15 protein-coding genes and 1 pseudogene are annotated in these 12,397 nt (G+C 69.6%); 6 read left to right on the top strand and 10 right to left on the bottom strand.

Annotation, left to right across the window (positions count from 1 at the left end):
- Positions 1–75 precede the first annotated feature (75 nt).
- Complete coding sequence (locus tag K2F47_RS26970) at positions 76–1,575, top strand: alpha/beta fold hydrolase (protein WP_242908214.1); 1,500 nt, start codon at positions 76–78, stop codon at positions 1,573–1,575.
- A gap of 48 nt (positions 1,576–1,623) precedes the next feature.
- On the opposite strand, the gene K2F47_RS26965 is transcribed toward K2F47_RS26970, so the two are convergent.
- The 6 genes from K2F47_RS26965 to K2F47_RS26940 form a co-directional block, all read right to left on the bottom strand.
- The gene (locus K2F47_RS26965; RefSeq protein WP_242908212.1) at positions 1,624–2,448 is read right to left on the bottom strand and encodes an alpha/beta fold hydrolase; all 825 of its coding nucleotides are present in this window, start codon (positions 2,446–2,448) and stop codon (positions 1,624–1,626) included.
- Between the two features lie 75 nt (positions 2,449–2,523).
- Positions 2,524–3,072, bottom strand: coding sequence for a GNAT family N-acetyltransferase (locus tag K2F47_RS26960; protein WP_242908210.1), 549 nt, complete (start codon positions 3,070–3,072; stop codon positions 2,524–2,526).
- A gap of 141 nt (positions 3,073–3,213) precedes the next feature.
- Entirely contained in the window at positions 3,214–3,981 is a 768-nt protein-coding gene (locus tag K2F47_RS26955; protein ID WP_242908208.1) for a group II truncated hemoglobin, read from the bottom strand.
- An 88-nt stretch (positions 3,982–4,069) separates the two neighbouring features.
- The gene (locus K2F47_RS26950) at positions 4,070–4,579 is read right to left on the bottom strand and encodes a copper resistance CopC family protein (protein WP_242908206.1); all 510 of its coding nucleotides are present in this window, start codon (positions 4,577–4,579) and stop codon (positions 4,070–4,072) included.
- Positions 4,576–5,292 carry a YcnI family copper-binding membrane protein gene (locus K2F47_RS26945; RefSeq protein WP_242908204.1) on the bottom strand — a complete coding sequence of 239 codons (717 nt, stop codon included), beginning with the start codon at positions 5,290–5,292 and terminating at the stop codon, positions 4,576–4,578. The genes K2F47_RS26950 and K2F47_RS26945 overlap by 4 nt, the downstream gene beginning before the upstream one ends.
- A 67-nt stretch (positions 5,293–5,359) precedes the next feature.
- Entirely contained in the window at positions 5,360–5,932 is a 573-nt protein-coding gene (locus K2F47_RS26940) for an MFS transporter (RefSeq protein ID WP_242908202.1), read from the bottom strand.
- 222 nt (positions 5,933–6,154) lie between these two features.
- Between K2F47_RS26940 and K2F47_RS26935 the strand changes: the two genes are divergently transcribed.
- On the top strand, positions 6,155–6,298 hold the full coding sequence (locus tag K2F47_RS26935; protein ID WP_242908200.1) for a hypothetical protein: 144 nt from the start codon (positions 6,155–6,157) through the stop codon (positions 6,296–6,298).
- A 47-nt stretch (positions 6,299–6,345) separates the two neighbouring features.
- Positions 6,346–6,945: a superoxide dismutase gene (locus K2F47_RS26930; RefSeq protein WP_242908198.1), complete on the top strand. Its 600-nt coding sequence runs from the start codon at positions 6,346–6,348 to the stop codon at positions 6,943–6,945.
- A 77-nt stretch (positions 6,946–7,022) separates the two neighbouring features.
- Here the strand turns inward: K2F47_RS26930 and K2F47_RS26925 are convergent, their stop codons facing one another.
- Together K2F47_RS26925 and K2F47_RS26920 are read right to left on the bottom strand one after the other, a co-directional pair.
- The gene (locus K2F47_RS26925; RefSeq protein WP_242908196.1) at positions 7,023–7,358 is read right to left on the bottom strand and encodes a hypothetical protein; all 336 of its coding nucleotides are present in this window, start codon (positions 7,356–7,358) and stop codon (positions 7,023–7,025) included.
- Between the two features lie 5 nt (positions 7,359–7,363).
- Complete coding sequence (locus K2F47_RS26920) at positions 7,364–7,612, bottom strand: hypothetical protein (RefSeq protein WP_242908194.1); 249 nt, start codon at positions 7,610–7,612, stop codon at positions 7,364–7,366.
- A gap of 185 nt (positions 7,613–7,797) precedes the next feature.
- Here K2F47_RS26920 and K2F47_RS26915 point away from each other — a divergent pair, with 185 nt between their 5' ends.
- The gene (locus tag K2F47_RS26915) at positions 7,798–8,985 is read left to right on the top strand and encodes an NsdA family TPR-like regulatory protein (protein WP_504913428.1); all 1,188 of its coding nucleotides are present in this window, start codon (positions 7,798–7,800) and stop codon (positions 8,983–8,985) included.
- Between the two features lie 449 nt (positions 8,986–9,434).
- Here K2F47_RS26915 and K2F47_RS26910 read toward each other — a convergent pair whose 3' ends face one another.
- Positions 9,435–9,701 (bottom strand): hypothetical protein, encoded by a 267-nt coding sequence (locus tag K2F47_RS26910; protein WP_242908190.1) that lies wholly within the window; start codon positions 9,699–9,701, stop codon positions 9,435–9,437.
- Positions 9,702–10,032: 331 nt separating this feature from the next.
- On the opposite strand from K2F47_RS26910, the pseudogene K2F47_RS41810 reads away from it, so the two are divergent.
- Both K2F47_RS41810 and K2F47_RS26905 read left to right on the top strand, forming a co-directional pair.
- A pseudogene (locus K2F47_RS41810) lies at positions 10,033–10,239 on the top strand (GntR family transcriptional regulator); the annotation flags it as partial.
- Between the two features lie 9 nt (positions 10,240–10,248).
- Positions 10,249–10,797, top strand: a complete 549-nt coding sequence (locus K2F47_RS26905; RefSeq protein WP_242908188.1) for a UTRA domain-containing protein — start codon at positions 10,249–10,251, stop codon at positions 10,795–10,797.
- A 48-nt stretch (positions 10,798–10,845) separates the two neighbouring features.
- Here the strand turns inward: K2F47_RS26905 and K2F47_RS26900 are convergent, their stop codons facing one another.
- Positions 10,846–12,264, bottom strand: coding sequence for an amino acid permease (locus K2F47_RS26900; protein WP_242908187.1), 1,419 nt, complete (start codon positions 12,262–12,264; stop codon positions 10,846–10,848).
- Positions 12,265–12,397: the final 133 nt, after the last annotated feature.

The following is a 12,397-nucleotide window of genomic DNA, read 5'->3' as shown; positions in this document are numbered from 1 at the left end:
CCCTCTGCGGTAGCGGGCGCGGACTACCCGGGACGGGCGATGCGCGTCCGGCCGTCCGGCGGTGACCATCGGGGGATGAGGAAGATCTTGAGGAAGATCTGCGCGCCCGCGGCCGTCTGCGCGGTCGTCGTGGGCGGCGTTGTGGCCGTGCCGGGGGCAGCCGACGCGAGGGTCCGCGACGACTGCGTCGCGGTGCCGGGCGCCGAATGCGGAACGTTGCAGGTGCCGCTGGTGCGGTCGCGTCCCGAGATGGGACGGACGAACGTCGCCTACGCGGTGATCCGGCATCGCGACACGTCCCGTCCGGCCAAGGGGATGTTCACCGTCAACCCGGGCGGGCCGGGCGACTCCGCCTTCGCCCGCGCCGCGATGTACGCCGAGGGCTTCGGGGGCCTGCTGCGCGACCACGACCTGCTGCTGGTCGAGCCGCGCGGGGTCGGCCGCTCCGACGCGCTCGACTGCGGGTTCGACGTGCCGCCCGCGACCCGGGACGGCTTCGTCCGCGCGGTCGGCGGCTGCGGGACGGCCCTCGGAGCGCGCGCCGGCGGCTACACCTCCGCCGAGATCGCCGACGACATCGACGCCGTCCGGGCCGAGTTGGGCGTCGACCGGCTGGACCTGCTCGGCGAGTCCTACGGCACCTACCTGATGTCGGTCTACGCGCAGCGGCATCCGGAGAACGTGCGGTCGATCGTGCTGTCCAGCGCGTATCCGATCGACTTCGACATGTGGGCGCGTCCCAACGTCCGCGCCGCGCGCCGCACGATCGGCGTGCTGTGCGACCGGAGCGGCGGTGCCTGCGACGGGCGGGCCGTCCTGCGCGACCTCGACCGGCTCTCGGACCGGCTGGGCAAGCGTCCGATCCCCTACACGACGCTGGACGGCGTGAAGCGGGTCGTCGACGGCACCGCGCTCGCCTCGATCGTCTACAACGGCGCGACGGAGGGCTCGTCCGAGTCGATCGGAAACGTCCCGTACGTGGTCAGGACGGCGTTGCGCGGCGACACCGGCCCGCTGGTCGAGGCCGCCCGGCAGGTCGGGCCGATGAGCGGGTCGTCCGCGCCGGGCGGCTCGGGTGAGGAGGAGCAGCCGTTCAACCCGGCGCAGGCCATGGCCGTGATGTGCAACGACTACCCGACGCTGTGGGACCGTGCCGCGCCGGTCAAGACACGCCTCCGGCAGTACGCGGCCGGACGCGCCGCCCTGCCCGACGAGGAGTTCTGGCCGTTCGGCAAGACGGCCTGGACGAGCGCGATCGAGGACCGGGGCAACACCTGCGTCCGCTGGCCGGGTCACCAGGCCGCCGGACCCGCGCACGGCCCGATGCCCGATGTCCCGGTGCTGGTCGTGTCGGGTGAGCTGGACCCCAACACGCCCACCGAGGAGGGACGGCTCGCCGCGCGGCAGTTCCGCCGCGCGTCCGTTCTGGAGGTGCCGAACACCGGCCACGTCGCCGAGAAGGAGGGCAGCGGCTGTGTCGCCGGTATCGAGTCCGCCTTCCTCCGCGACCTGAGGGTCGGCGACACGGCGTGCCTGGCGAAGATCCCGCCCGTTCAGGTGCGGACCGCCGCCTGACCTCGTCGCCCCGGGCCGACGGGAACCCGTCCCGTCGGCCCGGCGGCGTCAGCTCTTGATGAACTCCAGCAGGTCGGAGTTGAACCGCTCCTTGTCGCCGGGGACCATCCCGATTCCGTGGGAACCGCCCTCGTACACCTTGAGGATCGCGCCGGGAATCAGCGCCGCCGCCTTGCGGCCGGTGGCCTCCAGCGGGACGATCCGGTCGTCGTCGCCATGCACCACCAGCGTCGGGACGTCGAACTTGCGCAGATCGGCATGGAAATCGGTCCGCGCGAAGGCGTCCACGCACTTGAGACCCGCCTGGAGGTTCTCGTGCATGGCCATGAACCAGAAAGCGTCACGGTTGCCCTGCGTCGCCTTGCTGCCGGGCCCCGCGCTGAAGAACGGCTCTGAGGCGTCTCGCCAGTATTGCGAGCGCTCCTTGAGGAGGCCGTTCTTGATGTCCTCGAACGCCTGCGCGGGGACGCCCTCGGGGTTGTCCGGCCCCTGGAGCATCAGCGGCGTGATCGCCGACAGCAGCACCGTCTGGCGGACGCGGCCGGTCCCGTAGCGTCCGACGTACCGGGCGAGTTCGCCGCCGCCCATCGAGTGGCCGACGAGCGTGACGTCCCGGAGGTCGAGGGTTTCGAGCAGGTCGTTGAGGTCGCCTGCGAACGTGTCGAAGTCGTAGCCGTCCCACGGATGGCTGGACTGCCCGTGCCCCCGCCGGTCGTGGGCGACGCCGCGAAAGCCGTTGGCGGCGACGTGCCGCAGCTGGTCGTACCAGGCGTCGGAATTCAGTGGCCACCCGTGGATGAACACCACCGGGCGGCCCGTCCCCCAGTCCTTGTAGAAGATCTCTTCACCGTCACGTGTCCTGACATAGCCCATGGCGAGCCGATACCCATGTTGACCAGCGGCAACCCGGGTGAGGGCCCCGGCGCGGACCGCGCCGGGGCCGGGCGGTCAGGTGGTGTATCGGACGATCTCCGCGTTCCCGTCGACGCGGCGGAGGCCCGCGTTCTCCAGCACGCGGATCGACGCCGGGTTGGACGTCTCGGCCGACGCCGTGACCCTGTCCACGCCGGGCGCGGTCAGCGCGAACGCGACGAGGGCGCGGGCCGCCTCGGTGGCGTATCCGCGTCCGCGCCGGGACGGGACCACGCCGTACCCGAACTCGACGGCCCCTCCGGCGGGCGGCCAGAAGAGCCCGGCGGAGCCGACGACGAGGCCGGTCGCGCGTTCGACGATCTGGCGCTGGCCGTACTCGCCGAGGGCGGACGGCGTCCCGGCGACGAGTTCCGCGATGACGCGGTCGCCGTCGGCGGGGAAGTCGTCGGCCCAGTGGTTGGCAGCCCAGTGGTTGTCGGCACAGTGGTTGTCGGCACGGTGGGCGAGGCGGCCGCCGCCGGTGACGGCGGAGACCTCGGCCCGCGTCCACGCGCGCAGCGCGAGCCGGTCGGTGGTCAGTTCGATGGTGCTCAGGCCCGGAAAGGGCTGGTCTGAAACGGACAAGCGAAGCTCCTGGTCGTTCGGGACGACCGGGCCGCGCTCAGTCCCGCGCGACCCGGACAAGGGCATGGCGACGAAGCCCGGCGCGGGCCATATTCATCAACCCCCCTCGTCCCAGGAGCGAACAGCGACAAGGGAACTATGTCATGACCCGGGGACATAGGGCGGAGCCACGCCCCAGCCCCAGTGCGGCATCGGCGCGTGCAGCGGCGGCTTCGCGTCGGGCTGGGAGTTCTCGACCGCGATCCGCGTCCCCCACTCGATGTAGCCGGTGAACGCGGCGCGGAACTCGGGGTCGGTGGGCAGGCCGACGGCGTCCGCCGCGTCCATGAGCAGGCTCACCCAGCGCCGCCGCTGCGGCTCGGTGATCGCCCGGCCGAGGTGCTGGCGGACCATGTGGTTGTAGCCGCCGCGCTCACCGCTGTAGCGCTCGGGGCCGCGGAAGACCTCGGCCAGCCACAGCGCGACGTAGTGCGGATGCCCGGGGTCCATGTGGGCGAACAGCGGGCCGATCACGTCGTCCTTCATTACCTGCGCGTAGAAGACCTCGGTGAGCCGCTCGAACGCCTCGGCGCCGCCGGCCCACTCGTACAGGGTCGGAACGGACGAGCCGGTGCCGCGCACGCCCGTCGGCTCGTAGTGCCGCATCTCCTCGATCCGCTTCACATAGGGCTTGATCGCGGCGAAGAACGCGGGGAAGTGCTCGCCGCCGCGGAACCCCTCCATGTGGTCCTCGGCGGACGTCCAGCCGATGCGCAGGACATAGGACTCCGGCTCCTCGACGCACCGCGACAGCTCGTAGTCCACGCACTGCGGCGCGGCCGACAGCGAGACCGCGGCCTCGGCGTAGGCGGCCTCGAACGCCTCGGCCTGTCCAGGGGCGATCCGGTAGCGGACGTACTCGACGATCATCGGGGGCTCCCTGGCATCCGGTCGGGTGACCAACGTACCGCGTAATGGACGTAACGTTGTAATCACCCGACCGGAGGCCCGGGTCGGATCATCCCTTCGCGCGCCTGGCCCAGGCGATACCGCCGCCCGCGAGCGCGACCAGCAGCGCGCCCAGCCCGATCCACAGCCAGCCGGACGAGCCGCCCGAGTCGTCCTTCTCGGGTTCCGCCGAGGCGACCGCGCCGCCCGAACCGGTGCCGCCCGCGCCCTGCACCGTGAACCGGTAGGTGCCCGTGACCGGGTGGCCGTCCGTGGCGACGACGCGCCACCCGACCGTGTACCGCCCGCCCGGCAGGCTCTCGGTGACCGGCACGGTGACCGTGTTGTCGACGGCCTCCGCCTTGCCCGCCGCGTGCCGCTTGCCCGCGCCGTCGGTCAGCACGATCTGCGGCACCATCACCGGATCGGCATAGGTCAGGACGATTTTGGACGGTGCGGCCCCGGTGGAGTTCGGCGCCGGGGTCGCCGACTTCAGCGTCGTGTGCGCCGCCGCCGGGGCGGTGCCGAGCGCCGTCACCAGCCCGGCGGCCGCCACCGCCGCCGCGAACCTCGCGATCACGCCCGGCTCCGCGCGCGGGACAGCCCGTACCCGCCGATGCCGAGCCCGATCACGCCGACCGCGATGCCGACACCGCCGAGCACCCGCGCGGTGCCGTCGCTCGCGTCCTCCTTGGCGGAGGACTCGGCGGCGGGCTTCACCTGCGCGGTCGGCCCCGTCGCGGCGGCCTGCGCGGCGCCCTTGGGCGTCAGCTTCAACTCCGGCGCCGGGTGCTCGGGCTCGTTCTGCCCGTTGCCCGGGTCCTGGTCCCACTTGACGACCTCGCCGCCGGAGTAGGTCTGCGTCGCCTTGAACAGCATCCGGGTCGCGTTCGAGGGCAGCGGGCCCATCGACACGTCGAACTCCTCGAACTGCCCCGCGTCGATCTTGCCGCCGCTCCAGGTGATCCGCGAGACGGCCTCGGTGAGCTTGGACCCCTCCGCCTCAACGGGGGTCTTGAGCTTGGCCTTCTCCACCTTCACCGTCCAGCCGGGGACGGGCCGGACCGAGACGAACGCGACCGGCGTGTCGGTCGGCAGGTCCACCTGGACCTTGGTGGTCGAGGCGTCGTCGCGCTCGTTCGGCACCCGGAAGGAGACCTTGGTGAACCCGCCCTGCTCGGCGGTCCCGGGGTTGACCGTGACATGGGCGGACGCGGCGGTGGCGAGCCCGATGACCGACAGCGCGGCCAGGGCCCCGACCGTCGAAAGGCGGCGAGCTGAACTAGCAGACATGGCGAATTTCCGTTCGAGACGCAGGTGAAAGAGCCGGACGCGCGCCGCGTCCGGTGGCGTGCGGCGCTCAGCCCGAGCCGAGCGCCCTCGAACGGCCCGGCGGCCCGCGCCGGACGACCTGGTGCCGCAGCACCTCCCCGACCACCACGACGGCGTCCGCCGCCACCACCTGGATACGCGCGACGGCCGCGACCGGTTCGACCACGATCGGCACCGGCAGCCGGACGGGCCGCTCCGCCAGCCGCCGCGCCAGCGCCCACGCCGCCCGCTCGCCCCGCCGCAACCACAGCGCCGCGAGGACGGCGGCGGCGACATGCGCGAGCGTCATCGATACGCCCGACCCCCGCGCCGCCGGATGCCCCGCGTCGGACGCGTGGTGGATCATCGGCTCGGTCGCGGCGGAGAACAGCGTGTGCAGCGCGAACTGCCCGCCGAGGAGCCCGCCCACGATCGTCGCGAGCGAACGCTCGTGCCCGGCGAGCATGAGCGACACGCCCAGCACGGCCCCGAACCCGGTCAGCACCGCCCACGCGGGAACCGCGTCCCGGGAGGCGAGCGCGTGCCCGACCGCCGCCAGCGCCACGCAGACGGTGGCGAACACCGTCGAGCGCGCCGTGCGGAACAGTGGTTGCGGGAGCACCGACCCATCGTCCCACCCGCGGCGCCAGATGTGGAGGCGCCCTTTGGAAGAAACACCGACACGCCCAACATCTGGGGCCTGCCCAAGAGCACTCACCTACATGTAGGGTTTGAGTCCCGTGCTGGTCCGCCCCCGCCGTACGCGGCGGGGGCGCGGCGCCCGAACCTTCCGGCCGCCGCGTCCGTTGGACGGAGAACAGGCCCAGCCCGAGGAGGACGAACGATGGCACTCGCCGACCGCATCAAGCGCTTCTTGAACAGCCCCCAGGGACGCAAGGCCCGCGCACGCGCCGAACGCGCCGCGCGGGACCCCCGCACCCAGGCGAAGGTCCGCGGCATCCTGGCCCGCGTCCGCGGCCGCCGTTGAGCGATGCGAGTTAGACGTACCTGCAACTGATTTGCAATAGTGGCGGTATGGCTGACTACACGCTTCCCGACCTTCCTTACGACTACGCGGCCCTGGAACCGGCGATCACCGGCGAGATCCTGGAGCTGCACCACTCCAAGCACCACGCCGCCTACGTCAAGGGGGCCAACGACACGCTGGAGAAGCTCGCCGAGGCGCGGGACAAGGAGCAGTACGGCGGCCTGGTCGGCCTGGAGAAGACGTTCGCGTTCAACCTGTCCGGACACGTCCTGCACTCGATCTTCTGGGACAACCTCTCCCCGGACGGCGGCGACCGCCCCGACGGCGAACTCGCCGCCGCCATCGACGAGCACTTCGGCTCGTTCGAGGCCTTCCAGAAGCAGCTCTCCAATGCGACGTCCCTGGTGCAGGGCTCAGGTTGGGGCATCCTCGCCTGGGAGCCCCTCAGCCGCCGCCTCGTGGTCGAGCAGGTCTACGACCACCACGGCAACGTCGGCCTGAACACCACCCCGCTCCTGGTCTTCGACGCCTGGGAGCACGCGTACTACCTCCAGTACCGCAACGTGCGCCCCGACTACGTCCAGAAGCTGTGGTCCCTCGTCAACTGGACGGACGTCAAGACCCGCTTCGACAACGCCCGCGCCTGACACCCCCGAGCTCCTAACCCCCAAAGACCACGGCGCCCTCTAGGCCGGGATCGTGCTCAGAACCTTTCCCTCGCGACCTAGAGGGCGCCGTGCCCCTTCCTATGGCGCACATGCCGCCGCACGGCCTCGACGGTAGGCGGCTCCCCGCCGACGCCCAGCCCGCACACGATCAGCCGTTCGGCCCTGAGATACCTCATCGGCCCGGACGGCCCGTCCTGCCGATAGGACAACAACCCCGCAGACGCCCACCCATCCAGCCGCGAAGGGCTGACACCGACCAGGATCGCCGCGAACCTGGACGCCATCCACGTATCCGCGGGCACGTTGTTGACCTGCGCCACGAGCCCCAGCTTCCTGAGCGGATACGCCTCGGACCGCGCCTCGTCCATGCCACCGTCCTCCGCCTCATCCATCGAGGTCACATCCTGGGGTTGACGACCCTGGCGATCGCCTTCGCCGCCTCCTGTGGGCTCCCGGCACCCGGGACGTCCTCGCCCCACGACCAGACGCCCCGGACACCTCCGTCCCCGGCGACCCGTCGCGTGCGGACGGTCTCGGCGAACCGGCCGCCCCCGTCACCCACGACGTAGAGAAACGGCGCCTCACCGCCGAGTGGTTGCCTGATCGACGTCTTGAACCCACCGACCGCGTCGAGCGCCTCGACCACGGCCCGAAGCCACCGGACCTCGATGCCATAGGTCCGAACCTCGCCTGCGCGGCGTCCCTCGGGCTGAACGTCGGGTCGCGAGGCTCGCTGGGAAGTGTCGTCGCGTGCGCCCGACGCCTCATTGATGCGCGGGGAGAGATCTTTTCCCCTGGACGAAGCTGAACGATCGGGTCGGCTGGTCACCGGTGCCCCTTCGTTGGGAGTGGCTCGCTCGGGACCAGGGAACACGAGCCCGCTCGTTCGCCCCAGGGCAAGCACGGCGCGTCCCTGGTGCATCTCTGGTGCATCGCCACTGCATCGTCGGTACGCGTCGTACGCTGACCAGGCAGGATGCACCAGCGTCCCTTCACGAGGAGTCCATGGCGGCAGGGAGACGGCCCGGTGCGTTGCGCGGTGGGGAACGCATGGGACGCCGCGAGCTGCTTCGCCTGCTGAGCATCATGGGTGCGCTTATCGCCACCCCTGCCCCGATCGCCGCCCACGCCGATGACATCGAGCAGATCGACCAGTTCGAGCTGTTGAACTCGCACTTGTGGCAGGTCTTCGCCCTCTCACCTGCGAAGAGGGCGGTTCATCCAGCGGTGCGTGAACAACTGGGGCTGCTGACCGCCGCGCTGCGTGACGCGCGCTCCCACGAGGAGCATGTGCGGCTCTGCGTGCTGGCCGGTGATCTCCTCCAGCTCGCCGGGGAGATCATGTTCGACGCGAACAGGTATGTCGAGGCCGCCCACTGCTACAAGCTGGCCGCCGATGCGAGTAAGGAGGGGGGAGCCTTCGATCAGTGGGCGTGTGCCCTTACCCGCCACGCCTATGTGGACCTGTATGAGCGGGAGTACGGCTCGGCTCTCGACCTTCTGGACTCGGCCGAGCGTGTCGCTGGGCGTGGCGACGGGCAACTCCCGACGCGTTACTGGGTAGCGGCTGTTCGTGCGGAGGTTCACGCGGGTCTTGGGGAGCTGGGCTTCTGCGAAAGGGCGCTTGGGGTCGCCGAGCGGGTCGGGGGCTCTTCGGACGCGAACGTCCCGGGTGGTTGGCTTCGCTTTGACGGCACTCGGCTCGCGGAGCAGCGGGGGACGTGTTATGCGGCCCTTGGTCGTCCTGAACTTGCCTCTGGAGCACTGGGTGAAGCGCTTGGGGTGGCGAACTCCTTGCGGCGCAAGGGGAGCATTCTTGTAGACCTGGCAGGGCTTGGTGTGCGGGTGCGGGATCTCGACCAGGTTCTTGAATACGGTGCACAGGCGATCGACATCGCCGACCGGACTCGGTCGTCGGGGTACGTCGGCCGGAAACTGCGTTTGCTTCGGGCTGAGCTGGGCTCGGTTTCAGGTGACACGCGAATTGCGCAGCTTGTTGAGCGCATCGACCTAGTGTGAGGAGCGTCGTGCAAGGGTCTTCTGAGGGACGGCAGGGTGGGCGTGTTTTTCGGGAGGCTTGGGTCGCGGGGGTTCGGCGGCACTTTCCCGGGGAGCCCAAGGCGGGGTATGTCGCGCCTTGGGAGGACACTCCTGAGTGGGAGCGGGAGGCGGCGGCAGCCGTCTATGGGCAGGTTGAGCAGTTCGTGCGTGTGGCTGGGGGTGCGACGGGCAAGCTGTCTCGGGAGCAGAAGGGGCGGTTTGTTGCGTTGTGTTGGACGGCGCAGATTTACAAGCACTTCTCGGATCCGAAGCCGTCCTATACGGCTGACTGGGGGAAAATGCCTTCCTGGCAGCGGGAGACGGATGCCGATATTTTTGAGGAGATCGAGCGGCGGGTTCGCTGATTTGCATCACGGCGCCCTCTAGGTCTTTGCTCGGGGCCTAGAGGGCGCCGCTTTTTGTGCGGGTCACATCCGGGGGTTGACGACCCGCCTGATTGCTTTTGCCGCCTCCTGTGCGTCTCCGCCGCCGGCGATGTCCTCGCCCCAGGACCAGACGCCTCGGACGCCTCCGTCGTCGGGGACGCGGCGGGTGCGGACTGTTTCGGCGAAGCGGCCGCCGCCCTCGCCGACGACGTGGAGGAAGGGCGCGCCGCTTCCGAACGGCTGGCTGATCGACGTCCTGAATCCGCCGGCCGCGTCAAGCGCGTCGACCACGGCGCGGAGCCAGCTCACCTCGACGTCATACAGGTGTGCCTCGTCCGACCGGGGAGATTGTTGGGGTTCGGGGGAATAGATGTGATTGGTGGTTCCAGGGGTGATTTCTCCGATTTTGGACTGGTCTAACGACATCTGAAACTCCGGGTCCAGGGGGATTCTGGTGGGGATCTTCGCCGATGTGCTTCACTGCTTAAACGTTCGTTGTCTCGCTCAGAGTGCTGGACCCCGGACGGACTGGTCAACCAACCATGTCGGAAGCGGCATGAGCTTCAATCAGTTCGGCCACTGAGTGAATGATCGGCGCAACTGATCGGGGAAGTTGCCGAAGAGTGGAGGAAGCACGCGCATGGCGGGTCTGAGTGCCAACGACATCGCGGCGGTCCTGCGAGATCGGATTCTCAGAGAGGACTCGCCGTATCCCAGGGGCTCGGATTTCCCCAGCCAGCGCACGCTCGCCGCCGAGTTCGGCGTGAGCGACAGTACGATCAACCGCGCGCTTCAAGGACTGCGCAGGCAGGGCTTGCTCAGCTTGGGCCAAGGAAGAAAGACGAAGGTGACCCACATGCCCCAGATCACCAGGGACGCACGCGATCGATACAACGAGGCGAAGCGCGTCGAGGATCGCGGCGGGTTCGCCGCCGAGGTGCGGCGGCAGGGGATGACGCCGCGCTCGGAGACCAGCGTGCGCCGGGAGGTTCCGCCCCGCCGGATCGCCGAGTTCCTCGGCATCGAGCCGGACGCCCAGGTTCTGGTCCGCGACCGCGACATGTACGCCGACGACACCCTCGTGCAGAAGGCGCCGTCCTACATTCCAGGCGAGATCGCGTTCGGAACTCGGCTGGAGGACCTCACCCAGCCGAGCGGCGGCATGCTCACCACAATGAAGGACCTCGGACACGAGGAGGTCTACGCCGACGAATACCTGACGCTGTCCCGGCCTCCGACGGGCGGTGAGCAGGAATTCTTCGACATCCAGGACGACCAGCCGGTATTCGAGCTCTACCACGTCGCCATCGACGTGAACGGACGGCCGGTCGAGGTGTCCTGGCATCGCGGCCCGGTGCATCTGTGGGGCGAGTTCGTCTACCGCGTCCAGATCAAGAGGTCGTAGTTCGGGGTGCCGCGGCCCCAGCGCTTCCCTGGGGCCGCCGCCACCGTTTCAGCGGGTGTTCAGGTGTGATTTGAAGCGGCTGTAGGCGAAGTAGACGAGGCAGCCGAGGGCGAACCAGACGGCGAAGCGGACCCACGTTTCCCATTGCAGGAAGGTGATCAGCCAGATCGAGAAGACGACGCCGATGATGGGGACGACGGGCATGCCCGGTGTGCGGAACTCGCGGGGCAGATCGGGACGCTTGTAACGCAGGACGATCACGGCTACGCAGACCACGATGAAGGCCAGCAGAATGCCGATGTTGGTGAGTTCCGCCGCTTCCGCGATGGGCAGGAAACCGGCGATGATCGCGGACCCGGCGCCGAGGATCCAGGTGATGCGGGTCGGGACGTGGCGGGTCTCGTGGGTCCTGGCGAACCAGGCGGGGAGCAGGCCGTCGCGGCTCATCGAGAACCAGACGCGGGTGGCGCCCATCATGAACGTGAACAGGACGGTCAGCACGCCGAGGATCGCGCCGACCGCGATGACGGCGCCGAGCGCGTCCATGCCGACGGAGTCGAAGGCGGAGGAGAAGGCCGCGTTCGGGTCGATGTCGCGGTAGTCGACCATGCCGGTCAGGACCAGGCAGGCCAGGACGTACAGGACCATCGAGATCGCGAGCGAGTAGATGATCGCCTTCGGCATGTGCTTGCGGGCCTCCTGCGACTCCTCGGCGGCGGTCGACATCGCGTCGTAGCCGAAGACGGCGAAGAAGACGGTCGCGGCCCCGGTGAAGGCGCCCGACCAGCCGAAGGGCAGGAACGGCGAGTAGTTGCTGCTCTTGATCTTGAAGACGCCGACGACGATGACCAGCAGGACGATGCCGACCTTGAGGTAGACCAGCGCGGTCTCGAACCGGGCGGCGCTCTTCATGCCGAGGTTGAGGATCCAGGCGATCAGCAGGCAGAGCAGGGCGGCGAACAGGTTGACCTTGTAGCTGCCGTCCGCGACGCCCTTCGGTTCGGTGCCGGGCGCGCCGACCATCCAGAGCGGGAGGTCGATGTCGAGGAAGCCGAGCAGGTCGTTGAAGTAGCCGGAGATGCCGATCGCGACCACCGCCACGATCGCGGTGTACTCCAGGAGCAGGTCCCAGCCGATCGCCCAGCCCGTGAACTCGCCGAGCACCGCGTACCCGTAGGTGTACGCGGAACCCGCGCGGGGGATGAGCCCGGCGAACTCCGCGTAGGAGAACGCCGCCGCCGCGCTCGCGATGCCCGCGACGAGGAACGAGATCAGGACGGCGGGCCCGGCCTTCTCGTTCGCGACCGCTCCGGCCAGCGAGAAGATCCCGGCGCCGATGATCCCGCCGATGCCGATCGCGGTGAGCTGCCACAGCCCGAGCGTCCGGGTGAGGCCGGAGGGGGCGTGCTCGTCGTCGATCTGCTCGATGGGTTTGCGGCGAAGCATCCCGTCCAACACCGAGGCCATCCGTCTACCTCCCGACGTCTCCCGCGACAGTGCGGGCCACCGTGACTGTGCCCGGGAATCCCTGACCGGACAAGGCCATCTAGATCACGATTCAGGCAAGCCGGCCCGTCCGCCCCCATGCTGTGTGTATCGA

Source organism: Actinomadura terrae, from assembly GCF_022751215.1.
GTDB classification, from domain to species: domain Bacteria; phylum Actinomycetota; class Actinomycetes; order Streptosporangiales; family Streptosporangiaceae; genus Spirillospora; species Spirillospora terrae.
Note: the sequence above shows the minus strand (reverse complement) of the source record. Positions and strands in the feature narration are given on the sequence as shown.